General features: G+C 47.2%; 20 protein-coding genes, 1 pseudogene and 1 riboswitch. Of the genes and pseudogenes, 13 read left to right on the top strand and 8 right to left on the bottom strand.

Annotation, left to right across the window (positions count from 1 at the left end):
• Positions 1-44: 44 nt before the first annotated feature.
• Positions 45-314, bottom strand: a complete 270-nt coding sequence (locus KNO85_RS04005; protein ID WP_251130578.1) for a nucleotidyltransferase family protein — start codon at positions 312-314, stop codon at positions 45-47.
• Between the two features lie 225 nt (positions 315-539).
• Here KNO85_RS04005 and tnpB point away from each other — a divergent pair, with 225 nt between their 5' ends.
• On the top strand, positions 540-1631 hold the full coding sequence (tnpB, locus tag KNO85_RS04010; RefSeq protein WP_214787154.1) for an IS200/IS605 family element RNA-guided endonuclease TnpB: 1092 nt from the start codon (positions 540-542) through the stop codon (positions 1629-1631).
• A gap of 121 nt (positions 1632-1752) precedes the next feature.
• Here tnpB and KNO85_RS04015 read toward each other — a convergent pair whose 3' ends face one another.
• Positions 1753-2016 carry a nucleotidyltransferase family protein gene (locus tag KNO85_RS04015; protein WP_214787156.1) on the bottom strand — a complete coding sequence of 88 codons (264 nt, stop codon included), beginning with the start codon at positions 2014-2016 and terminating at the stop codon, positions 1753-1755.
• 69 nt (positions 2017-2085) lie between these two features.
• Entirely contained in the window at positions 2086-2673 is a 588-nt protein-coding gene (locus KNO85_RS04020; protein ID WP_214787159.1) for an ECF transporter S component, read from the bottom strand.
• Positions 2674-2836: 163 nt separating this feature from the next.
• Positions 2837-2979, bottom strand: a riboswitch (FMN riboswitch).
• A gap of 98 nt (positions 2980-3077) precedes the next feature.
• On the opposite strand from KNO85_RS04020, the gene KNO85_RS04025 reads away from it, so the two are divergent.
• The gene (locus tag KNO85_RS04025; RefSeq protein WP_214787161.1) at positions 3078-3434 is read left to right on the top strand and encodes a HesB/IscA family protein; all 357 of its coding nucleotides are present in this window, start codon (positions 3078-3080) and stop codon (positions 3432-3434) included.
• 111 nt (positions 3435-3545) lie between these two features.
• Positions 3546-4400, top strand: coding sequence for an NAD-dependent epimerase/dehydratase family protein (locus KNO85_RS04030; RefSeq protein ID WP_214787163.1), 855 nt, complete (start codon positions 3546-3548; stop codon positions 4398-4400).
• Positions 4401-4439: 39 nt separating this feature from the next.
• Here KNO85_RS04030 and KNO85_RS04035 read toward each other — a convergent pair whose 3' ends face one another.
• Positions 4440-5417, bottom strand: a complete 978-nt coding sequence (locus tag KNO85_RS04035; RefSeq protein WP_214787165.1) for an NAD(P)/FAD-dependent oxidoreductase — start codon at positions 5415-5417, stop codon at positions 4440-4442.
• A gap of 263 nt (positions 5418-5680) precedes the next feature.
• On the opposite strand from KNO85_RS04035, the gene KNO85_RS04040 reads away from it, so the two are divergent.
• From KNO85_RS04040 to KNO85_RS04065, 6 genes and pseudogenes are all read left to right on the top strand, one after another.
• Positions 5681-6892 (top strand): NAD(P)/FAD-dependent oxidoreductase, encoded by a 1212-nt coding sequence (locus KNO85_RS04040; protein WP_074033515.1) that lies wholly within the window; start codon positions 5681-5683, stop codon positions 6890-6892.
• 127 nt (positions 6893-7019) lie between these two features.
• Entirely contained in the window at positions 7020-7337 is a 318-nt protein-coding gene (locus KNO85_RS04045; RefSeq protein WP_012726819.1) for a YuiB family protein, read from the top strand.
• A gap of 103 nt (positions 7338-7440) precedes the next feature.
• Positions 7441-8286, top strand: a complete 846-nt coding sequence (gene glcT, locus KNO85_RS04050) for a glucose PTS transporter transcription antiterminator GlcT (RefSeq protein ID WP_214693426.1) — start codon at positions 7441-7443, stop codon at positions 8284-8286.
• 221 nt (positions 8287-8507) lie between these two features.
• Positions 8508-10007, top strand: a pseudogene (gene ptsG, locus KNO85_RS04055) (glucose-specific PTS transporter subunit IIBC); the annotation flags it as partial.
• Positions 10008-10140: 133 nt separating this feature from the next.
• Positions 10141-12180 carry a glucose-specific PTS transporter subunit IIBC gene (gene ptsG / locus KNO85_RS04060; protein WP_196430953.1) on the top strand — a complete coding sequence of 680 codons (2040 nt, stop codon included), beginning with the start codon at positions 10141-10143 and terminating at the stop codon, positions 12178-12180.
• 126 nt (positions 12181-12306) lie between these two features.
• On the top strand, positions 12307-13140 hold the full coding sequence (locus tag KNO85_RS04065; RefSeq protein ID WP_214787169.1) for an aldo/keto reductase: 834 nt from the start codon (positions 12307-12309) through the stop codon (positions 13138-13140).
• Positions 13141-13190: 50 nt separating this feature from the next.
• Here the strand turns inward: KNO85_RS04065 and ptsP are convergent, their stop codons facing one another.
• A complete protein-coding gene (gene ptsP / locus KNO85_RS04070; protein WP_214787171.1) occupies positions 13191-14909 on the bottom strand; it encodes a phosphoenolpyruvate--protein phosphotransferase in 1719 nt (572 codons plus the stop codon).
• Between the two features lie 325 nt (positions 14910-15234).
• On the opposite strand from ptsP, the gene KNO85_RS04075 reads away from it, so the two are divergent.
• Both KNO85_RS04075 and KNO85_RS04080 read left to right on the top strand, forming a co-directional pair.
• On the top strand, positions 15235-16677 hold the full coding sequence (locus KNO85_RS04075) for a leucyl aminopeptidase (protein ID WP_214787173.1): 1443 nt from the start codon (positions 15235-15237) through the stop codon (positions 16675-16677).
• Between the two features lie 132 nt (positions 16678-16809).
• A complete protein-coding gene (locus KNO85_RS04080) occupies positions 16810-17469 on the top strand; it encodes a DUF429 domain-containing protein (RefSeq protein WP_214787175.1) in 660 nt (219 codons plus the stop codon).
• Between the two features lie 10 nt (positions 17470-17479).
• Here the strand turns inward: KNO85_RS04080 and ytvI are convergent, their stop codons facing one another.
• Positions 17480-18613, bottom strand: coding sequence for a sporulation integral membrane protein YtvI (gene ytvI / locus KNO85_RS04085; RefSeq protein ID WP_214787177.1), 1134 nt, complete (start codon positions 18611-18613; stop codon positions 17480-17482).
• A gap of 85 nt (positions 18614-18698) precedes the next feature.
• On the opposite strand from ytvI, the gene KNO85_RS04090 reads away from it, so the two are divergent.
• Complete coding sequence (locus tag KNO85_RS04090) at positions 18699-19487, top strand: MazG nucleotide pyrophosphohydrolase domain-containing protein (protein WP_251130579.1); 789 nt, start codon at positions 18699-18701, stop codon at positions 19485-19487.
• Positions 19488-19608: 121 nt separating this feature from the next.
• Positions 19609-21732, top strand: a complete 2124-nt coding sequence (locus KNO85_RS04095; protein ID WP_214787181.1) for an N-acetylmuramoyl-L-alanine amidase — start codon at positions 19609-19611, stop codon at positions 21730-21732.
• Between the two features lie 85 nt (positions 21733-21817).
• Here KNO85_RS04095 and KNO85_RS04100 read toward each other — a convergent pair whose 3' ends face one another.
• Both KNO85_RS04100 and KNO85_RS04105 read right to left on the bottom strand, forming a co-directional pair.
• Positions 21818-22858: a ribonucleotide-diphosphate reductase subunit beta gene (locus tag KNO85_RS04100; RefSeq protein WP_074033504.1), complete on the bottom strand. Its 1041-nt coding sequence runs from the start codon at positions 22856-22858 to the stop codon at positions 21818-21820.
• Positions 22815-23321, bottom strand: coding sequence for a flavodoxin domain-containing protein (locus tag KNO85_RS04105; RefSeq protein WP_214787183.1), 507 nt, complete (start codon positions 23319-23321; stop codon positions 22815-22817). Before KNO85_RS04105 ends, KNO85_RS04100 begins: the two co-directional genes overlap by 44 nt.
• Between the last annotated feature and the right edge of the window lie 29 nt (positions 23322-23350).

Genomic DNA, 23350 nt, shown 5'->3' on the forward strand with positions numbered 1-23350 from the left:
AGAAAACGCGATCACTTCGGTGGTCGCGTTTTTTTAGTGTGGGATTATGTATACAATTTGACGTTCGGCCATTGAGCTGGCCAATTTTTTTGAGCCATTCGTTTCAAGTAGATTGGATGTTTTGAGGTGCTTGTTTCAAAATACGGTGTAGGTCTAACTTGTAGTGTGAGAAGGTCTTGAACTCCATAGGGTGCTGAGAGAATGAGCTCACCGTCTAAATTGAGACGTACCCCGATTGCTGTCACCGTCTCAGGGAAATGGGCTAGTGCATCCGTAGATGAGGTGTACGGTGGGAGATGGTTCACATGATGCATTCTTGCTTGGTTTTTAACTAAATCAGGCGAGAATTCTCCCTCCTCTCAGCGTCTCGGGTTGTATCCCGGCATAGGTAGGTGATGAATCGCCCGGTCCAAAACTCTTTTTCCCTGTGACAGATATATCGAACAAAAGTTCGTGATTCCGTCAGATTCTCCCTCCCCCTCCATGGGTATCGGATGAGGAGGACACATCACGATCTTCTGGAGGGAGAGGGGACGGACATGCTGAAAGGCTACACATACAGGCTCCACCCGACGCCGGCGCAGGCCGATTTCTTGGTCCGGACGATCGGCTGCGCACGGTTCATCTACAACAAGCTGCTCGAGGACCGTATCGCCATCCGCGAGGAGGCGAAGGCGGGGACCGGGCCGAGACGGAAACCGGCGACCCCCGCCTCCTACAAGCCCCTGTTCCCGTTCCTCGCCGAGGCGGACAGCCTCGCGCTCGCGAACGCGAAGCTGAACCTCGACACGGCGTTCGCGAAGTTCTTCGCCGGGACGGCCGACTTCCCGGTGTTCAAGTCGAGACGACGGTCGCGCGCCTCCTACACGACGAATAACCAGCACGGCACGATCCGCATCGAGGCGGGCAAGGTCCGGCTGCCGAAGGTCGGGTTCGTGAAGTTCACACAACATCGCCCGTTCGAGGGCGTCATCCGGTCGGCGACGGTGTCGATGACCAAGACGGGCAAGTTCTTCATCTCCATCCTCGTCAAACAGGACGATGAACCATGGATACCAGTCAAGAACAAGGTCGGGATCGATCTCGGTTTGGAGCACTTCGCCATCATGACGAATGACGAAATGGTCTCGGAGAAGATCGACAACCCCCGACTCCTCCGGAAGTCGGAAGCGAAGGTCAAGAAGGCGCAGCGCGCGCTGTCACGCAAGAAGATCGGGAGCCGGAACCGGGAGAAAGCCAGGCTGATCCTCGCCAAGAGACATGAGAAGATCGCGAACCAACGCAAGGACTTCCTTCACAAGCTGTCGAGACGGATCGTTGACGAGAACCAAGTCATCGTCGTGGAGACATTGAAGTCGAAGGACATGATGAAGGATCACAAGGTGGCGAAGTCCGTCGGGGATGTCAGTTGGTACGAGTTCGTCCGTCAACTCGAATACAAATCAAACTTCTACGGACGGACGCTCATCAAGGCGGATCAATGGTTCGCATCCACTCAAATCTGTTCCACTTGCGGCGTGAAAGGCGAGAAGAAGGCGATGGATGTCCGTGAATGGACGTGTACTCATTGTGGTGTTCATCATGACCGTGACATCAACGCAAGCATCAACCTGTTGATGTTGGCAAACTAAAACGAATTCCTTCAGGGTGGGAACCACCCGACGAGCTTGGTAAATAATCGTGGCTAATAAAAGTACGGTCTTCCCAAGAAGCTCCCACTTCAATGTGCGAAGCAAATAAGTGGCGAGTAGTTCACCAGACCAAGGTACGTCTGGATCTCGTTGATACAACGTCTGCTCTAATTACTTCTCGATTCGTTTTGATGTTTGAAATAACATCCACGTCGTCCGTCTGGGTCGGGGTCTCGTATCCGTGGAGATGATCCCATATTTTTGCGCGGATATAGCCCGCGCAAATCCACCAGTCTGGTAGATGAAGAGTAGCGACGGTGCGGAGGTGCTTCATGAGTTCTGCATCTTGCTGTAAGAAATGAATCAAGTCCTGTTCATGTTCCATCAATCAATATCCTCCAAATCATATGATGAAAAAAAGCATCTAGGCAATGCCTAGATGCTTGTATATCGATTACGCTTGAAGCTGTAAACGTTGACGTTCGATCCACGGCTTCAATTTCAAGAAGAGTGGAACGAAGAGTGCGCTGATTAAGATGGCTTTAATCAAGTTGAACGGTAAAATCCCGTAAAGGACGAGGTCCGTCTTCACGGCCGGATCGGCCATGTCTGCCATTCCGAAGAAGAAAGCATAGGCTGGCAAGATGACGAGATAGTTTAAGATGGCGAGGCTGAGTGCCATTGTGATTGTACCGGCGAGTAGTCCAGAAGCGAGTGCTTTGTTCGTCTTCCGTTTGTGATAGAACCATGCGACCGGGTACATGAATGCGACACCTGCGAAGAAGTTTGCGACTTCTCCGACCGGGACACCGCCACCGTTAAAGACATAATACAAGACGTTTTTCAATCCGACGACCACGACACCTGCGAGTGGTGAAAAGACGATCCCGGCAATGAGTGCAGGAATGTCACTAAAGTCCACTTTGAGGAATGGCGGTAAAAATGGGAGCGGGAAGTTGAATAGCATGAGTACGAACGAAATCGTCCCGAGCATCGCCAAAGTCACCATTGTTGTCAGTCGTTTGTTGCGCGTAGTTTTCATCAGAATCTCTCCTTTAGGTCGCTCCTCGATGAATGGCACCCGTCGCATATAAAAACCCGATTGCAATGAAGACAATCGGGAGAGTTTACGCGCATACGAAATAGATGTTTTCCGAGGTGAAAGAGTCCACATCAAAGAAAACATCCGGATATCGGTCGGATGCCGCCATCTTCTCCCATCCAGACTATACTGTCGGCTTTCGAATCTCACGAAATCAGCAAGCAACGCCTTGCTCGCTCACGGGCTGAGAAGAATAAATTCTTCAATACCGCCGGTCGGGAATTTCACCCTGCCCCGAAGATGGAACGATTTAATTTTTTTTGTTACAGTTTAGTTATACAAGATAATGCACAAAACTACAAGTCAATTGACTTGAAATGAAGATAAAATGAGGAGGAGTTCAGATGATTCATTTGACAGAATCAGCAGCACTTCAAGTACAAGAGATGATGAAACAGACCGAACGCCCGGATGCACAATATTTGCGAGTAAAGGTCCAAGGTGGCGGATGTACAGGACTTTCATATGGAATGGGCTTTGATGAAGAGAAAACGGACAAAGATGTTCAATTTGATCATCATGGTGTCCGCGTCATCGTCGCTGAAGTGGATCATGGGGTCGTCGATGGACTTGAGATCGACTATAAGCAGTCGATGCTCGGCGGAGGCTTTACGATTAAAAACCCGAATGCGATCGCCACGTGCGGCTGCGGCTCAAGTTTCCGTACGGCAACGAACGCCGGTACACCTGGAGAATGTTAATCACGTTAGACTATGGCGCGCCATAGTCTTTTTTTTGTGCGATTCGACCAGTTATGGAACGTCGGGGAAAGGGAATGTAGGAAGAGAATCGTATTAAAGGGGGCTAGGGTGATGAGGAAAGTATTGATTTTTGGAGGATCACGCTATTTCGGGAAACGACTTGCCTTGCGACTCGCGGAGGCGGGGGACGATGTGACGATTGTGACGAGAGGGCAACTGCAAGTGCCAGAAGCCGAAGGGATACGTTCGATCAAAGGAGATCGGCAATCGGTCGCAACGATGAAAGACTTGGCACGCGAACGGTACGACCTCGTCTACGACAATATTTGTTTTACGCCGTATCAGGCAAAGATTGCGTCGGACGCGTTCATGGACAAAGTGGGGAAATATGTACTGACGTCTACGATGTCGGTGTATGCTCCGGGTCCTGACTTAAAAGAGAGTGACTTCAATCCGCTCCATTATGAATACCACTTAGAAGCCGAGCATGATTACGGACAAGGAAAGCGAGAGGCCGAATCGTTCTTCTTCCACCGGGCCTCGTTCCCGGTCGCGACCGTTCGCCTGCCAATTGTCCTAGGACCGGACGATTATACAGATCGACTCAAATTTTATGTGGATGCGATTCGTAACGAGGAACCGGTTGTCTTGCATCATCCGGAAGCGAAGATGGGTTTCATCTCAAGTGCGGAAGCAGCGGCATTTTTAGAATGGGTAGGACGCGCGAACGTGACGGGTCCATTCAACGCGGCAAGTGACGGTCTGATCTCCATGGGTGCTCTGATGGAACGGATCGGTCATCACGTCGGAAAACCGGTCCATATTATAAAAGACGGGGAGTCGTCCCCATATGATTCGGATGTCGACTATTACATGTCAATCGCTGAAGCGAAAAAAGCGGGCTACGTCTTCACGCAGTTGGATGACTGGATTGACCGGGTCATCATTCAGACGATGAGGAAATGAAAAAATCCTCTGTGGATACGGTCCACAGAGGATTGATGATTATTTCCCGGCAAATACAGATGTCGAGTGTTGTGGGTGACGAGCAGTCGGGTCCACAAGTTGTTTTACTTGGTTGATGGCGATTGGGGCTTCACCGAAACCTGTTGCGATCAACTTCACTTTTCCTTCGTATGTGGCGATATCACCACAAGCGAAGATGCCGGCGACTGTCGTTTCCATACGTGAGTCGACGCGGATTGTGTTCTTCTCAAATTCCATTCCCCAGTTCTTGATTGGACCAAGAGATGAAACGAATCCGTAGTTACAAATCAAATCATCAATTTCAACGATTTTCGACTCACCGTCTTTATCTGTCAGTTCGACAGATTCGATATGTGTCTCACCTGAAAGTGACTCGATGTTGTATGGGGTAAGGACGTTAATCGTCGATGCTCTCATCTGCTCGACCGTATGTTCGTGAGCACGGAAGCGGTCGCGACGGTGGACGATGTGTACTTCTTTCGCAATCCCTTCAAGCATGAGCGCCCAGTCGACGGCTGAATCTCCGCCACCTGCAATCATGACACGGCGATCACGGAATTTCTCCATGTTGTCGACGAAGTAATGAAGGTTTGCGTAATCTTCACAGCCGTCAAGACCGAGTGGACGAGCCGAGAAGGCACCGTTTCCTGCAGTGATGATGATGGCTTTCGTATGATATTCTTCTTTATTTGTCGTCAAAACGAATGTGCCGTCCTCAAGACGTTCCACCGTTTCAACCGTTTCGCCGAGGCGGTAGTCTTGCTCGAATTGATCAGCTTGCGCTTTCAATTGATCGATCAAGTCCTGTGCTTTCACTTTCGGGAAACCAGCGATATCATAAATATATTTTTCAGGATAGAGCGTTGACAACTGACCGCCGAGTTGCGGTAAGCTTTCAATCAACGTCGTATCGAGTTGGCGCATGCCTGCGTAAAATGCGGTGAACAGTCCGACCGGGCCGCCACCGATGATGATTACATCTTTCGTCGTCTTCATCGAATTCCTCCTCAAAGCGTATACATCTATTATAGAGAGTTTATTGAATTAAATCCATTCAGTACAAACATGCAACACTTTCAAAAAAAATTCAAGAAGATAAGCTTTTCCATTGAGAATTCAATTTAAAGAGCGTACAATAAAGCAGAAGCAATTGTGAACAGATGTTGAACAAGAATGGGCTTTATTGTGAACATCTATGTGAAGAAACACACAACATAGTTGTTCAAAAAAACAAAACTTTAAACAAGGTGGAAATGAACATGAAACGACCTAACATTGTTATTCTTGGCGCGGGCTTTGGCGGACTTATTACAGCTGTCAACCTTCAAAAGACACTCGCTGCAGGTGATGCGAACATCACGCTCATCAACAAGCATGATTATCACTACCAAACGACATGGCTTCACGAACCAGCTGCTGGAACGATGAACCCAGACCAAGCACGCATTTACATTAACGACATTGTGAACCCGTCACGTGTGAAACTTGTCAAAGGGATCGTCGATCGCGTCGATACTGCTGCGAAACAAGTCACGCTCGAAGATGGTTCTGTCGTCGAATACGACTACGTTGTCATCGGTCTCGGTGGTGTTCCTGAAACATTCGGTATCCCAGGCTTGAAAGAAAACGCGATGACAATCAGCTCGTTGAACAGTGTTCGTAAAATCAAAGAGCACATCGAGTACTCATTCGCTCAATATAAAACAAACGGTTCTTCTGACAACTCGTTCGTCACGATTGTTGTCGGTGGTGCTGGATTCACAGGAATCGAATTCCTCGGTGAAATCGTCAACCGAATCCCTGAGCTTTGCAAACAGTATGACGTTCCACGCGAAGCGGTTCGCATCGTCAACATTGAAGCGGCGCCAACAGTTCTTCCAGGATTCGATCCGGAACTCACAACATACGCACAGAAATGGTTGGAGCGTAACGGTGTCGAGATGAAACTCGGTAACGGAATCAAAGGCGTCGAACCAGGTGTCGTCACATTCGGTCCACTCCAAGGTGACACAACGGAGACAATCCGTGCCAACACAATCATCTGGACAGGTGGCGTAAGTGGTAGCCCAATCATCGAAAAATCAGGATTTGAAGCGGTTCGTAACCGTGTCATGGTGGAAGCGGACAACCGTGCACCAGGTCACGACAACGTCTTCATCATCGGTGACTGCTCAGCAGTCATGGACCCTGCATCAAACCGTCCGTACCCACCGACGGCACAAATCGCGACACAACAAGCGCACAACGTTGCGAAAAACATCGCGGCGCTTATCAACGGCAAATCGACTTCGAAGTTCACTTACGAGAGCAAAGGAACAGTCGCTTCGCTCGGTCATAACGATGGAATCGGAATCGTCATGGGTAAAAAAATCTTCGGTCGCAACGCTTCATTCATGAAGAAAGTCATCGACAACAAACACTTCATCGAATTGAAAAAATACGGACTCGTCCTCAAAAAAGGGAAGTTCTAATTCGCGATTCACGTACGGCTCGTTCTCATTCAGAACGAGCTGTTTTCTTTAGAAATTGTCATAGGAAGTTCTTTGACCACTTTGGTAGAAATTTTGTATAATGGAGAGCGGACAAGGGGGACATCACATGCATATTATCCAAGCAGTCATTGGGGCCGTCTTATATATGACGATTTTTTTCAGTATCGGCTTCATTTTGAATATGTTACTTAAAAAGACATGGACACTTGTGTTCATTTATCCAATTTTTGTCATCATGATGATTGATAATGTCAAACTTTCGAGTTACGTGACCGAGACGTCAACTGCACTCACGGGGATCTATGAAGGACTCGTCGGATTGCAGCTTCTCGATTTGTTCATGCTCGGTTTCGGATTGCTCGGTGCAATCTTAGCTGGCGTGACGATTCGTTTCTTACGGAAGAGCGGTTATTCAATGTTTTAAATGGCGACAGAAATGTTCGCCATTTTTGTTTTGTCCCTACTTTTTTAGGGCATGAACCGATATACTAGATAGCGAAACGATTTTAGTAAGGGATGCGATGCGAATGACATTACCGATGTATACGATCAAAAAAGTGTTGAATAATAGCGTTGTCATTTGTCAACATGATACGGATCCGGAAGTCATTCTACTCGGGAAGGGAATTGGCTTTGGTAAAAAACCAGGCGACCTCGTCGACCCGGCTAGCGTCCCGGAGAAAGTGTATCAACTGACAGATAAAGAAGAACAGTCGCAATACCAAGAACTCGTCAAACATGTCGATGAGGATTTTATTGCGTTCATGCAAGAAATTGTCGGCTTCATCGAAACGAGTACGGGTAAGAAAGTCGATGAACATATTCATATCGGTTTGACCGACCACTTGTTCTTTACGATGAAACGAATCGAGCAGGGGATGGAAGTGACGAATCCGTTTTTACTTGAAACAGAATCGCTTTATCCAAACGAGTTTGCGCTCGCGGAACGGATTGTCGATATGTTTCATGAGCGATTGAACGTACTCCTACCGGATGCGGAGACTGGATTCATCGCCCTCCACATCCACTCGGCGACGACGTTTAAAAATGTCCTTGAAGTGAATCGTCATAACCAAATCATCGGCCAAATCGTCCAGACGATTGAGAGTCGTTTGAACGTAAAAATGGACCGGACTTCACTCGATTATAAGCGCTTACTTCGGCACTTAAGGTACGCCGTTGAGCGGGTTGCGACGGGTGAGATGGTCGAGGCCCCACAAAAAATTGAAAAGGTGTTGCGCGACGAATATCCGCTATGCTATAGTACTGCTTGGGAGCTGATGGGCATCATGGAACGTGAATTAAAGCGTCCCGTCCCACGAGGTGAAGCGACATATTTGACGATGCATCTCCAGCGCCTAACAAGTAGATAAATGATACCACGTGTCTTACGTGTTACTGATTCGATCAGGCATGAGTAAGGAGTGGAACGTTATGTGATTTCTCCATTGGGAGAGGTCTACGTTCTATCCTTATTCATGCCTTTTCTGTTTTTATAAACGTGATTTATGAAAACGTTTAGATACGTCGGTTGTCTGACATCTACACCGCTATCATATTGTTTATACGTACTTAAAAAAAGGAGGAAATGTTGATGTTTAAGCAGATCTTTGGTGTTCTTCAAAAAGTCGGTAAAGCACTTATGCTTCCTGTTGCGATCTTGCCGGCAGCCGGTCTTCTTCTTGCATTCGGTAACGCAATGCAAAACCCACAACTTACATCACGCGCTGGTTGGTTAACAAACGAAGGCATCGTGAAATTCGCTCAATTGATGGAGCAAGCAGGTGGAATCATCTTCTCGAACTTGGCGCTCTTGTTCGCAGTCGGTGTCGCCATCGGTTTAGCCGGTGACGGGGTTGCCGGACTTGCAGCAATCGTTGGATTCTTGATCATGAACAAAGTAATGGGTGTTTGGCTCGAACTCACACCTGAAGTATTAGCACAAGGTGATCCGTCGTACGCGAACGTACTCGGTATCCCGACGCTCCAAACTGGGGTATTTGGAGGGATCATCATGGGTCTCATCGCCGCATGGGCCTATAACAAGTACTTCAATATTGAATTGCCGCAGTTCCTTGGTTTCTTCGCTGGTAAACGTTTCGTTCCAATCGTAACGGCAGTTGCAGCCGTCGTTGCTGGTTTCGTCATGCTTCTCGTTTGGCCACCAGTACAAAACGGATTGAACACATTCTCGAACTTCATGTTAACGGAGAACCGTACATTTGCAGCGTTCATCTTCGGTTTGATTGAACGTTCATTGATTCCATTCGGTCTTCACCACATCTTCTACTCACCGTTCTGGTTTGAATTCGGTTCATACACAGATGCAGCGGGTAACGTCGTTCGTGGTGACCAAGCAATCTTCTTCGCACAAATTCGTGACGGCGCAGAGTTGACAGCAGGTACGTTCATGACTGGTAAATTCCCGTTCATGATGTTCGGTCTTCCTGCAGCAGCACTCGCAATGTACCACGAAGCACGTCCTGAGCGTAAAGCGGTTGTCGGTGGTCTCTTGGCTTCTGCTGCCCTTACATCGTTCTTGACTGGTATCACAGAACCAATCGAGTTCTCATTCTTGTTCGTTGCACCACTTCTCTTCGCAGTACACGCAGTATTCGCAGGTCTTTCGTTCATGACGATGCACCTCTTGAACGTTAAGATCGGGATGACGTTCTCAGGTGGTTTGATCGACTTCTTGCTCTTTGGTGTTCTTCCAGGTCGTACGGCTTGGTGGCTCGTCATTCCAGTTGGTCTCGTGTTCGCGGTTGTTTACTACTTCGGATTCCGTTTCGTTATCCGCAAGTTCAACCTTAAAACACCAGGTCGTGAAGATGAGGTTGTTGAACAATCAACAGCTACTGGTTCGGAACTTGCACAAGATATCCTCGTTGGTCTTGGTGGCTCACAAAACATCAAGCACCTCGATGCATGTATCACACGCCTTCGTGTCGAAGTAAAAGATAAGAACCAAGTCAACAAAGATGAGTTGAAACGTCTTGGCGCGTCTGGTGTCCTTGAAGTTGGTAACAACATTCAAGCAATCTTCGGACCACGTTCGGATGCTTTGAAATCAGAAATCCAAGCGGTCATCGCTTCAGGTAACGAAAAGAAAGCAAACTAATGATCATTGAGACCAATCCTTCGGGGTTGGTCTTTTTCTTTGTGAAACGGTTTCATCCAAACGTTAGAGGGAAAAAGTAAGTATTCTGACAAAGGAGGGAACCATGATGTGGAAGAAAGTGTTTGGCGTTTTACAACGGGTCGGGAAAGCACTCATGCTTCCGGTTGCGATCTTACCGGCAGCCGGTCTTCTCTTGGCGTTTGGTACCGCATTCCAAAACCCGGACCTCGTTGAATTGCTCCCGTTTCTGGCGAATGACTCACTTGTCCTGATTTGGCAAGTCATGACAGATGCCGGGGACATCGTCTTCGCAAACTTAGGGTTACTGTTTGCCGTCGGGGTCGCAATCGGCCTTGCGAATGGTGATGGGGTTGCTGGTCTAGCAGCCATTGTCGGTTATTTGATCATGAACAAAGTTATTAGCACGTGGAACGGGATTACCGCGGAAATCGCTCAGGGCGACCCGCAGTATGCAACCGTTCTCGGGATTCCGACACTCCAAATGGGGGTATTCGGGGGTATTATCGCAGGTCTTGTTGCAGCATATGCGTACAACAAGTATTTCAATATCAAGTTGCCAGATTTCTTAGGATTCTTTGCCGGGAAGCGGTTCGTCCCAATTGCGACGGCCGCATTCAGTTTGATTATCGGGATTGCGCTCGCTTATATATGGCCACCGATCGGGAATGCGATCAATACGTTCTCAAGTACGGTCATTGAGGCAAACGTTGCCTTATCAGCATTTATCTTTGGATTGGTAGAACGTTCCTTGATTCCGTTCGGTCTTCATCATATTTGGTATTCTCCGTTCTGGTTCCAGTTCGGTGAATACACGAACCAAGCGGGTGATCTCGTACAAGGGGACCAGCGGATCTTCTTTGCACAACTACGTGACGGCGTCGAGTTCACTGCCGGTACGTACATGACCGGGAAATTCCCGTTCATGATGTTCGGATTGCCAGCTGCCTGTCTCGCCATGTTCCATACGGTTCCGAAAGAACGTCGGAAAGATGTCGAAGGTCTCTATTTCTCAGCTGCCCTCACATCATTCTTGACTGGGATCACAGAACCAGTCGAATTCTCATTTGTTTTCGTAGCACCACTTCTCTTCGGAATTCACGCCGTCTTTGCTGGGCTCTCCTTCATGACGATGCATTTACTGAACGTCAAGATTGGGATGACCTTCTCGGGCGGTCTCATTGACTATCTTCTCTTCGGTGTCTTGCCGAACCGGACGGCCTGGTGGCTCGTCATTCCGGTCGGGCTCGTCTTTGCGGTCATCTATTACTTTGGATTCCGATTCGCCATTACGAAATTCGATCTGAAAATCCCTGGACGTGACGTTCAGACCGGCACGAAAGGGGACAAAGCAGGCATTGGGGACGACTTGCCATATGAAGTGCTCGTCGGACTTGGTGGACCTGAAAACATCAAACATTTGGATGCCTGTATCACGCGACTTCGTGTCACCGTAAATGACGTGAAGCAAGTTGACAAAGACCTACTGAAAACACTCGGTGCTGCCGGTGTCCTTGAGGTAGGGGATAACATTCAGGCCATCTTTGGACCGAAATCGGATACGCTCAAATCACAAATCGCAACCATCATCGAAGGTGGCGAGTATAAACCGAAAGAAAAAGTTGAGAAAGCCGTGATCACACCGGAAGCGGCTGAACAAGCTGATCATCGCTTCCTCGCTCCAATGTCAGGTGTATTGCTCTCGCTCGATGATGTACCGGACCAAGTCTTCTCGGGACGCATGATGGGAGAAGGATTTGCGATTGAACCAAGCTCAGGTCAGGTCGTTTCACCGGTGACCGGTCAAATCACGACATTCTTCCCGACGAAACACGCGATCGGTATCTTGGCTGACGATGGACGCGAACTGTTGATTCACGTCGGTCTCGATACGGTCAACCTGAAAGGGGAAGGATTCACTGCGAAAGTAGAGGAGGGCGCACGGGTCGAAGCAGGAGACGTACTTCTTGAAGTCGATCTCAGCGCAATTCGCGATAAAGTACCATCACTCATCACACCAATCATTTGGACAAACGGAGACGGAAAAGTTGTCGTCGTACCGTTTGGTGAGACAGTCGTCGCAGGTGAAGCGCTCGATTTTAGAGCCGATGACAGAGGTCCAGAATAAACATGTGTTACACGCCGCTCCAGCAATGGGGCGGCTCTTTTTTGTAGTTACCTCAATGTGCCTTATTCCAGAAAGTGAGAATCCCATTTATAGTGAAGGAGAATTCTCACGAAAGAAGGGGTACAAATGAAACAATCGATAAAATTAAATCACGGTCAGAAAGCCATTCCTGCCATTGGACTTGGTGTCTTCAAAGTAGAAGACGGGGATACGGTCATCGATGCCGTCGTGGAAGCGATTCGTCAAGGCTACCGTCATATCGATACGGCAGCCGTCTACGAGAACGAGGAAGGTGTCGGAATCGGCATTCGGAAAGGGATGGAGATTGCGAATATTTCCCGGGATGATTTGTTCATCACGTCGAAGCTATGGAATGCAGACCAAGGATATGATGCTGCCATCGCTGCGTATGAAGCTTCACTCGAACGCCTCGGCCTAGAACAATTGGATTTGTATTTGATTCATTGGCCGGTGGAAGACAAAATCGTTGACTCTTGGCGCGCGCTTGAACAATTGTATCGAGACGGACGTGTCGGAGCGGTCGGAGTGAGTAACTTCCAGGCACATCACCTTGAGACGTTGGCTGCGAACAGTGAACTTGTTCCAGCAGTGAACCAAGTCGAGCGGCATCCACTGCTTCGTCAAACCGATTTGTCCTCGTATATGAGCGAGCATGGAATCGTACCGGTCGCTTGGGCACCGCTCATGCAAGGTGGGTTGTTTGAAGAACCGACGTTAGTAGAGATTGCGAAAGAAGTGGAGCGTTCTGTCGCGCAAGTGATCTTACGCTGGCATCTTCAGACAGGGTGGGTCATCATTCCGAAATCCGTCAAATCACATCGTATCGAAGAAAACTTCAACTTATATGACTTTGAGTTGAGCGATGAGCAAATGAATCGAATCGATGCACTCGATCAGCATAAACGTGTCGGTCCGGACCCAGACGATTTCGATTTCTGAATAGGTATGTAAAAAAATCCTTCTCTCGGGCGAGAGAAGGATTTTTGACGTTATTTTTTAATGTCGAACTTTTCGCTAAGGAAGTTCACGACTTCTTCAGCTGTGTCCATGTTGAGGACTTCGTTGACGATTGATTCTGTCTCTGTCTTCGTCAAGCGTTTCACGAGGCTACGTGCACGAAGGACGCTTGAAGCAGACATTGAGAACTCATCGAGTCCGAGACCGAGAAGGATTGGAATCGCGAGTTCTTCTCCGGCCATCTCTCCACACATACCGACCCATTTGCCAGCTTTGTGTGCTTCTGTGATGACATTGTGGAGAAGGTTCAAGATGGCAGGATTGAACGGTTGGTACAAGTAAGATACTTTTTCGTTCATGCGGTCAGCCGCCATCGTGTATTGAATCAAGTCGTTTGTACCGACTGAGAAGAAGTCGACTTCTTTTGCGAATTGTTTCGCCATGACAGCCGTTGATGGAATCTCGACCATCATCCCTGTTTCATATTGACCGACTTCGATTCCTTCTTCTTTCAACTTCGCTTCTTCTTCAAGGAGAAGGGCTTTCGCTGCGCGGAACTCTTCAAGTGTCGCAATCATTGGGAACATGATCGCGAGGTTACCGTGAGCTGACGCGCGGAGAAGGGCACGAAGTTGTGTGCGGAACAAATCAGTTTCCTCGAGGCAAAGGCGAATCGCACGATAGCCGAGGAACGGGTTCATCTCTTTCGGGAGGTCGAGGTAAGACAATTCTTTGTCGCCACCGATGTCGAGTGTACGGATGACGACTTGCTTGCCTTCCATACCTTCAAGAACCGTTTTGTATGCTGTGTACTGCTCTTCTTCTGTTGGGAATGTTTCAGAGTCCATGTATAAGAACTCTGTACGATAAAGACCGATTGCGTCTGAACCGTTTTTCAAGACGCCTTCTAAGTCGTTTGGCGTACCGATGTTCGCTGCGAGCTTCACTTTATGACCGTCTGCTGTGACAGACTCTTCATTGACGAGTTGCTTCAACTCTTCTTTGTAAGCTTCGAAATCAGCACGTTTGCCTTCGTACTCTTTGACGAGGTCTTCTGAAGGGTTGACGAAAACGTCACCTTCCGTACCGTCGATGATGACGAGGTCACCATTTTTGATTTCTTCAAGGGCCACTTTCGTTCCAACGACCGCTGGAATTTCAAGTGAACGTGACATGATGGCAGAGTGTGATGTACGTCCACCGATGTTTGTCGCGAACCCTTTGACGTATTTACGGTTGAGTTGCGCCGTGTCTGAAGGTGTCAAGTCTTCGGCGATGATGATGACTTCTTCAGAGATCGATGCAGGTGTCACGAATGTCACCCCGAGAATATGAGCCAAAACACGTTTTGTCACGTCACGAACGTCAGCTGCACGCTCGCGCATGTACTCGTTGTCCATCGATTCGAAAATCATGATCATTGTTTGTGCGACTTCATCAAGTGCTTTCGCAGCGTTCATGTTTTCGCTTTCAATTTTATCGTTCACTTGCGAAACGATTTCTGGGTCCTCAACGATTAAAAGGTGAGCTGAGAAAATCTCGGCTTTGTCTGGACCAAGTTCACGAAGCGTGTGTTCGCGGATTTCTTCAAGCTCCGTTTTAGATTGTGCGATTGCATCTTGGAAACGTGCCTTTTCTGCAGCGACATCTTCAACCTTGTGTGATGGGATATCGAATGAAGGTGTCTCCATGACGAATGCTTTTGCAACTGCGATTCCTGCAGATGCACCAATACCTTTAATGTGTGACATAAGCGTAGTCCCTCTTTTCAAAGAAATAGTGTACTTTCCTGCCTCGTTACTTCATACCCGAAAAGAAAAAAGAATTAACGAGAACGGAGAAAGTTAAAGTAGCAACGGTCTACGACTAGGGGAAGCCTCGACCAGTCAAATTGGCCTCACTTCACGATGAAGAGAAGCCCGATTGCGTACTTTCTTATCCTATCATAAAATAAAACAACGTCACAACGAGGAGATAGCCCATGAATTCGAAGATTTCTTGACTCTTACGCATACTATTTCATTATTTTGGAGAAGTTCGCTATGCTTACCATATATAAAGAAGGGAAGTGGCAACATGTATCAAATTGCTCAATTAAATTGGACAGATTCATATGACACGATGGTCGTCGGGATCGGAGCGGCTGATTCAATCGATGAAGGGCTCGACACATTGTTCGGTGGACGTGTGAAAGCACTCATTCAATCAGGAGACCTCTCTACGAAAACAGGAGAAGTGACATTATTGCCAACGTTCGCTGGGGAAACGGCACGTGTCTTATTTGTCGGGCTCGGTCAACGCAACGATATTACGACGGAGAATGTTCGGAACTGGTTTGGGAAAGTGTCGAAACTCGTCCACGCACGTGGTCTGAAGGACGTTGCGGTCGCACTCGACACGTTCACGAACGACGCGGCTCGCACGTTCACAGAAGCATTTGAAATGGCGACGTATGCCCATCCTACATACAAGTCAGAGCCGAAACAAACAATCGAAGAACCGACAATCACGCTCCTTGGCGATGTGTTGCAAGAGGATATCGACGCAGGTGTTGCTTATGGGAAAGGGGTCAACGTCGCACGAACGTTGACAATGATGCCGGCCAACATCTTAACAGCAGAAAGTTTGGCGGATTATGCAGTGGAGTTAGCGAAACGTCATGATTTCAAATACCGAGTTTTAGAAAAAGAAGAAATGGAAGGCCTCGGAATGGGGGCGTTGCTCGCTGTGAACCAAGGCTCGACAATCCCGCCAAAGTTGATCGTGTTAGAATATCGTGGCGCAGATGAAGAAGCTCCGATTGCGGTTGTCGGGAAAGGTGTCACATTCGATACAGGTGGCTATTCGATTAAACCGAAAGATGGCATCGTTGGGATGAAAGGGGATATGGGTGGTGCGGCTACCGTCCTCGGTTTATTCGAGACACTCGGACGTACACGCCCGAATAAAAACGTCATCGGGATCATCGGGGCGACCGACAACATGATCTCAGGCGACGCTTTCAAACCGGATGATGTCATCACGGCAATGAACGGAAAAACGATTGAAGTGTTGAATACGGACGCAGAAGGACGACTTGTCCTAGCAGATGCCGTCACGTTTGCGAAAACGTATGAACCGAAAGCCATCATCGACGTAGCTACGCTTACAGGTGGGGTACTCGTCGCGCTCGGTACGGACGTCACAGGCTGTCTGACGAACGATGATACACTCTATCGGGCACTTGAAGAAGCGAGCCGCGAGACGAATGAACTCGTTTGGCAAATGCCTTACTTTGATGTCTTCATCGACAAAGTTAGAAAGTCAGAAGTGGCTGACTTGAACAACTCGCCAGGTCGATTCGGACACATGATTTTTGGTGGAGCGTTTGTCGGTGAATTTGTCGGCGACACACCATGGCTTCATCTTGATATCGCGGGAACGAGCGAGCGCGCGGCCGCGAACGACCTCGGTCCGAAAGGCCCGACTGGCGTAATGGTCCGAACGCTTGCCCGGATGATTGAAACGTGGGAGCGTTAAGAGCGCTCCTCTTAATCGGTTTGGCGATTCTGTGTGGCTTTGCCTACACAGTTTGGCCGAACCGAATTTGGTTAGGATGTACAGTATTTTTCGCCGTGTTCGGCGTGTTGATGATGTTACAGGAGGTACGACATGGTAGGAGTAGGAATTGATGGCGCACGTGGGGGCTGGGTACGCATCACATACGATAGCATTTCTTTATGCTTGACGATTTCAGAAACGCTAGAAGAGTTGTTTATTGACGGTGCCATGCATTTTGTGGATATGCCAAAAGATTTAGGGACGGTCGACCAACCGAGTCGAGCATGCGACGCTTGGATGCGGAGTCAACTTGTAGAGCGGAAGTCTTCCGTCTTTACCCCGCCGATTCAAGAAGTGCTTCATGAATCGACATACGAGGAAGCGAATGAAAAAAGTCGGACGCTAATCAGTAAAGGGATCAGCAAACAGGCGTGGAATTTAGTCCCGCGTATCCGTGAGTTCCAACAAGTGGAGGTTGAGAACGTTTATGAGTCTCATCCGGAGGTCTGTTTCTCGGTCATGATGGGGCATGAGGCAAGTCATTCGAAAAAGACAGCCGAAGGTCAGGATGAGCGAATCGAGTTACTTCGAAAGTACTCGAAAAGTTCTCCATGGAAATGGAAGATGTCGAACGTCCAAGTAGACGATATAATCGATGCTTGTATTTTGGCAGTAGCCGCCTATGAAGCGGGAACAAGTGGTCTTTCGTTACACCCGGCTGAAGCGAACGAACGGATAGTAGCTGTACCTCAAATGAAAGAAGAGCGATGAAATGTTGATTTCATCGCTCTTTTGCTGTCGTGGCAGACGGTCCGACGATGAACCGCCAAATATAGTGAAAAACTTTGGCGTTGTATACAGCCTTTAACAGTACGGCGAGCACTGGGCCTAAGATAAAGCCAAATACACCGAATAGTTTTAGGCCGACAAAAATCGAGATGAGTGCGGCAAGCGGGTTCAACCCGATATGGGAACCGACAATCTTTGGTTCGGCCAGGTTTCGCTGAACGATGACGATGATATATAGCACAACCAACCCAATGGCGACGAACCAGTCACCTGATATTGCGGCATAGGCGGCCCATGGAATGAGTAGCGTTCCGACGCCCAAATATGGCAATAGGTCGAAGAATCCCGCAAGTAAGGCAAATGAAAGCGGGTTGTCGACTCGGAGAATGAACATACCGACCAACACGATTCCGAACGTGATGGAGATGAGTGTAAGTTGTGCTCGGACGTAACCGAATAGTGCGGACTTCAAGTTAATCATCACTTCCTCGAACTCTTTAAAGCCTTTACGTTTATTGAGTCGATTGAGTGAGGTCACGTAGGACGGCCAGTCTTTTGTGATAAAGAACCAGGCGAGCACAATGACGACAACGAGCAGCAGGACAAGAGGGAGTGCCGCCAACATGTTTTGTAGCACACTAGCAACACTGCGAGATAACACACCGATTGCTGCTGCGAGTTGAACGCCGAGTTCTGTAATGCCGCCTTCTAATGAAGTCGTCTGTCCAGGATTCAACTGTTGATAGCTCTCGTACGCGTCATTGATGAGTGGTGCAATTTTTTCATTGAATAGCCGTTGGACGTATTCGGTGAACGTTTGGATTTGTTTAGGAAGTCTTTCCGCTGCGACTGTCGCATAGTGGATCAATTGGATGATGACGATGGTGATGATGCCGATGACGATGCTAAGGACGAACAATAAGGAAATAAGTGTTCCGAGTGCTCGCGGCATATTGGTTTTTCGTTCAAAAAAATTGACGAGTGGGACCGTCAAGAGAGATAAGAGTAAGGCAAAGACGAACGGGTACGTATATTCGAAGAGGATGTTCAATACCCACGTAACCAAAAATAAGCCGATTACGACGAGCACGAACCGAAGCAGTTGCCAAAGTCTTACCGAAGACATGAAAAACCCACCCTTTCCGGACAGTTAGATTGAGCATAGTATATCATGTAGACGGTAAATAAAGCAGAAAGATAGGTGAATGAACATGAGAGAGATTCAACAAAAGATTGATGCGATGATCCTTCATTTGGGTGGCTACTGGAGACCGTTATCGGGTCTCGCGCGATTGTTAGAAGAAGTCGGAGAAGTTGGGGGCGCGTTGCGGAAAGGAACAGCGGATGAGCTAAAAGAAGAGTTGCTCGATGTGCTTGTCATTTCCACGTGTCTCGCAAACCAGTATGCCATCTCACTCCAACAACCAGAAGTGAATGGAGGGGAAGTGACGAAAGAACAGCTATATTTCCAAATCGTAGAAGAGGCGGGCGAAGTGGCACGGATATTGAATGCGTACGAAGGGGATAAAAAGCTAAAGCCGAATCGTCAAGGCGAGTCATTGCAACTGCATATCGAACAATTACAACGTGCCGTGATTTCTTTAGGGGAGCAATGTAACTTTGAATTGTTTGACTCGTTATATGCGTTGATTGATGAAAAGTCGACACGTGACTTCGGGCGATTCGATCACACGCCAGATCCGATTACGGAAGATTCTGTTCGAAGTTATCTAAAATATCAATCGGGAAGATATTGGGGCGGAATTGAGCCTAAACCTTTTGAGGCGATTGGCCGATATATTAGACGTGAAAGTCATTTGCTGCGTTTCTTAAAAATCGCTCCGTTTGAGGGCTTAGACGGCTTTGTTATTAAATTGGACCGAAATGGAATGATTTTTAAAAACCTACAAAACGACTTACAACTTCCTAGTCACTTTGAAGTGGAAATCGAGTCGTTTGGTTGTCAAAAATATATTGTCATTCGTCCATTATCTCAATAAATTCACAAAAGTGATAAATCATTTATCTCTTTTTCTAAAAAGGAAGTATCGACCATTTATATATTTGTTACTATATCTCTAACAACCATTGTCAATTGCTTTCAATGAAAGGAAAAAGAAGATGAAAAAGAAAATTTTCACATTTGTTTTGTCGATATTTATTGTCTTTGCAAGCTTAGGAATGAACCAAGTTGAAGCGGCCACGTACAATGGAAAAACATCTGTTAACTTGAATGTTCGTACAAAACCCGCCTTGAGCGGAAAGGTGTACACGACTTTGAAGAAAAACAGTACGGTGAATTACTCAAACTACAACAGTTCGTGGGTAAAGATCTATTTAAAAGGAAAAACGTATTATGCCTCAAAACGTTATGTCGTTCCGACCAAAACCATTCAAAAGAAGGCAACGTCAACTGTCAAAACGACTAAAGGTGTCACGACAACAAACTTAAATATACGCACGTCCCCAAGTTTGAGTGGAAAAGTATATAAAACATTGAAGAAGAATACGAAAGTCGATTACGCGTCCCATAACTCATCGTGGGTCAAAGTCGTAATCAGCGGAAAGACATATTATGCCTCGAAGAAATATGTAAAGTCAGTAAGTACTACACCTTCTTCATCAGTAACATCTACTCCAAAAGTGTTGAAGGGCATTTTGACGACTAATTTAAATATCCGCATGTCCCCTAGTTTAAATGGAAAAGTGTACAAGACTCTGAAGAAGAACACGAAAGTCGATTACGTGTCACACAATTCTTCGTGGGTAAAAGTCATCATCAATAAAAAAACATATTACGCTTCTAAAAACTATGTGAAACCAGTGACAGCGACAACGCCATCGACACCTTCCGCTCCAAAAGTGTCAAAAGGAATATTAACAAGTAACTTAAACATACGGACGTCCCCTAGTTTGAGTGGGAAAGTGTATAAGACATTGAAGAAGAACACGAAGGTCGATTACGCACCGCATAACTCATCATGGGTTAAAGTGATTATTAGCAAGAAAACATATTATGCGTCTAAAACATACATCAAACCTGTCACGACAGAAGCGAAAGTTACAAAAGTAACCGGTTATGCGAAAGAGCCTTTGAAGCTTTACAGCAAAGTAGACCAAAATTCAACGGTCATCAAAACGTTGCCAGGCAAGGAAGCTTTTACTTATAGTAAGCATAATTCAGATTGGTCGATTGTCTATATAGGTACAAAAACATATTACACTCTTACCAAATGGATCACGGCTGGAAAAGTTCCGGCAGAAAAACCGCTTGAGGAAAAATATCAAGGCTACGCCATCCAAACACTCGCTCTGTATGATAGTGGGTCAGAAAGTGCATCTATTACAAAAGAGCTCCAAAGACATGAGACTTTAACGTACAGTAAAGTGGATGAGAAGTGGGTAAAAGTTTATATTGGATCGATCGTATATTATGCTGAAGCAAAAAAAGTTGCTCTTGGAAAACCGGGTATCGATTCACTTGGCGTTGTTTATGTGAACGTCCCGGGAGACGTACTCAATGTTCGTGAATCTGCTTCGGTGAGCTCGAAACAGTTAGGAGCATTGAAACATGCAACTGAAGTTGAATATTATGCTACTGAGAACGGATTCCATAAAATTAAATTTAACGGACAATTTGCATATATTTCTTCAGGATTCGTCAAGACGACAAAACCAGCTGATTTATCAAGTGCAGTTATCATTCTCGATCCTGGACATGGTGGTAAAGATCCCGGGGCTGTTAATGGGTCTCTATATGAAAAAACGATTGTACTGGACGTAACAAAACGTACGGAAGCGTACCTCCGTTCGAAGTATAACTATACAGTTCGCCTGACACGTTCGACAGATGTCTATTTGACTCTTGAACAACGTGTAGCTGCGGCCAAGTCGCTACGTGGCAATTTGTTCGTGAGCATGCACGTCAACGCAGCAGGTTCATCAGCAGCAAGAGGGATAGAAACATATTATTCAACACGTTCAGCCCACAGTGCACGTAGTCGTGTGCTGGCTACAAACATTCAAAGCAATCTAGCTAGTAAGATGAGCGGGATGTCGAATCGGGGCGTGAAGACGGCAAACTATCATGTCATCACCTATAATACGATGCCATCTGCGCTCGTTGAACTTGGATTCATTTCTTCTCCGACGGATTTGACTTATCTTCGCAGTGACGCATCTCGCCAGCGTATGGCAGAAGGTGTTGCGGAAGGAATCGCTAAATACGTACAAACCTATCATTGATTCGAAAACCTTAGACAATCCTGTCTAAGGTTTTTTGTTGCATCAAAAAAACCGAACCTCGTAAAGGTTCGGTTTACAGATGATCTTACAAGTCGTCGAAACCGTTCGCGTCTGTCACTTTCGCATACGAACGCGATTTCTGTTCAAAGAAATCAGATTTCGTTGCGTTGAGGGAGTCGTCTGAATACGCACGAATCCATGGCATGACATCTTCATCGTATCCTTCATACAAGTCATTCAGACCGATTACGCGTAAGCGTTTGTTTGCCAAGTATTTAACGTAATCACGCATCTCACTGACGTCGAGTCCGTCGAGGTCGCGAAGTACGTACTCGCACCATTCGATCTCGAGGTCGACGGCCTCTGCCATCGTATCGTATACGAACTGGCTGAACTGCCCGTCTGCATCGATCTTTGGATTTTCCGTCAACACGGCACGGAGCAACTGGCTGATGAAGTATGAGTGCTGCATCTCGTCACGCTGAATGTAACTGATCATCGTTGACGTACCGACCATCTTTTGATGACGGGCAAGGTTATAGAAGTAGGCAAATCCGGAATAGAAGTTGATGCCTTCTAAAATAACTGAGGCAACGAGTGATTTAGCGAAATTCTCCGCATTTGGCGTGTCGCGGAACTCTTCATATAAGTCTAGGATGAATTGGTTACGTTTCATGACCATCTCGTCATCTTTCGCAATGTCAAAGATGCGATTTTGTTCGGCGAGTGGGACAAGGCTTGATAAAACGTAACTGTACGATTGGTTGTGTACGACTTCCTGTTGTGCGATGACGGCGAGTACCGCGTGCACGGATGAATCTGATGAGAACATCGACGATTCGAGAATGTATCGTGTCTGGACAGAATCGAGAATCGATAAGAGACCGATGATCCGTTTGAACGCGTCTTGTTCACGTTCCGTCAGCTGCGGCCACTGTTGCATATCTTTAGACATCGAGATCTCATCTGGAATCCAAAAGTTTGAAAGCAATTGTTTGTAAATCGTATAGAACTGAGGGTACGCGATATCGTTCCAGTTCACGATTGAACTTGTTTCGCCACCGATGATGGCCGTTGCCCGGTTAGGATGTTTGGGCGACAATAATTTGATTTTCTGAATCGACATGGTGCATGACTCCTTCTTCTACATTCTGAGCCATCCGTTCTGCCCAGTGCTGGACGTTGAACGGTTGGTTACGAGGTGACTGCTCGATTTTGAGCAATTCACCGGCGAGCGGGATTCCGTATTTTGAAAGGTGATACGCCATTTCATCGACGGCTCGACAGAAGTGAACAAACATTTTGTCACCTGTCCCAAATACCGCTGCCTGACGAATCGGTACATTCAATTCCTTCAGGACGAGGCGGAATGTGTCTTTCATTTCGTCCGGTAGGATACCGTCTGCCCATGTGTAGGACCCGAAATAGACGAGGTCGCACGAAGCGAGAGATCGAGCTTCCCGATACCCGACCCGATCGGCATCGTAGCGGACGACGTGGTCGCCGCGATGATGGTGGGTCGACTCGATGAGCGTTGCCACTTCTTCCGTGTTTCCGCTCATCGAATGACAAATGATTGCAATGTTCATGTCGTAAACCACCTTTCTTAAAAACGGAC

It is taken from the genome of Exiguobacterium sp. s124, assembly GCF_018617485.1.
GTDB classification, from domain to species: Bacteria; Bacillota; Bacilli; order Exiguobacteriales; family Exiguobacteriaceae; genus Exiguobacterium; species Exiguobacterium aestuarii.

Excerpts from the sequence above, each read along its gene's own strand:
- KNO85_RS04005 (WP_251130578.1), bottom strand. The coding sequence starts at position 314 with ATGCATCATGTGAACCATCTCCCACCGTACACCTCATCTACGGATGCA.
- tnpB (WP_214787154.1), top strand. The coding sequence starts at position 540 with ATGCTGAAAGGCTACACATACAGGCTCCACCCGACGCCGGCGCAGGCC.
- KNO85_RS04015 (WP_214787156.1), bottom strand. The coding sequence starts at position 2,016 with ATGGAACATGAACAGGACTTGATTCATTTCTTACAGCAAGATGCAGAA.
- KNO85_RS04020 (WP_214787159.1), bottom strand. The coding sequence starts at position 2,673 with ATGAAAACTACGCGCAACAAACGACTGACAACAATGGTGACTTTGGCG.
- KNO85_RS04025 (WP_214787161.1), top strand. The coding sequence starts at position 3,078 with ATGATTCATTTGACAGAATCAGCAGCACTTCAAGTACAAGAGATGATG.
- KNO85_RS04030 (WP_214787163.1), top strand. The coding sequence starts at position 3,546 with ATGAGGAAAGTATTGATTTTTGGAGGATCACGCTATTTCGGGAAACGA.
- KNO85_RS04035 (WP_214787165.1), bottom strand. The coding sequence starts at position 5,417 with ATGAAGACGACGAAAGATGTAATCATCATCGGTGGCGGCCCGGTCGGA.
- KNO85_RS04040 (WP_074033515.1), top strand. The coding sequence starts at position 5,681 with ATGAAACGACCTAACATTGTTATTCTTGGCGCGGGCTTTGGCGGACTT.
- KNO85_RS04045 (WP_012726819.1), top strand. The coding sequence starts at position 7,020 with ATGCATATTATCCAAGCAGTCATTGGGGCCGTCTTATATATGACGATT.
- glcT (WP_214693426.1), top strand. The coding sequence starts at position 7,441 with ATGACATTACCGATGTATACGATCAAAAAAGTGTTGAATAATAGCGTT.
- ptsG (WP_196430953.1), top strand. The coding sequence starts at position 10,141 with ATGTGGAAGAAAGTGTTTGGCGTTTTACAACGGGTCGGGAAAGCACTC.
- KNO85_RS04065 (WP_214787169.1), top strand. The coding sequence starts at position 12,307 with ATGAAACAATCGATAAAATTAAATCACGGTCAGAAAGCCATTCCTGCC.
- ptsP (WP_214787171.1), bottom strand. The coding sequence starts at position 14,909 with ATGTCACACATTAAAGGTATTGGTGCATCTGCAGGAATCGCAGTTGCA.
- KNO85_RS04075 (WP_214787173.1), top strand. The coding sequence starts at position 15,235 with ATGTATCAAATTGCTCAATTAAATTGGACAGATTCATATGACACGATG.
- KNO85_RS04080 (WP_214787175.1), top strand. The coding sequence starts at position 16,810 with ATGGTAGGAGTAGGAATTGATGGCGCACGTGGGGGCTGGGTACGCATC.
- ytvI (WP_214787177.1), bottom strand. The coding sequence starts at position 18,613 with ATGTCTTCGGTAAGACTTTGGCAACTGCTTCGGTTCGTGCTCGTCGTA.
- KNO85_RS04090 (WP_251130579.1), top strand. The coding sequence starts at position 18,699 with ATGAGAGAGATTCAACAAAAGATTGATGCGATGATCCTTCATTTGGGT.
- KNO85_RS04095 (WP_214787181.1), top strand. The coding sequence starts at position 19,609 with ATGAAAAAGAAAATTTTCACATTTGTTTTGTCGATATTTATTGTCTTT.
- KNO85_RS04100 (WP_074033504.1), bottom strand. The coding sequence starts at position 22,858 with ATGTCGATTCAGAAAATCAAATTATTGTCGCCCAAACATCCTAACCGG.
- KNO85_RS04105 (WP_214787183.1), bottom strand. The coding sequence starts at position 23,321 with ATGAACATTGCAATCATTTGTCATTCGATGAGCGGAAACACGGAAGAA.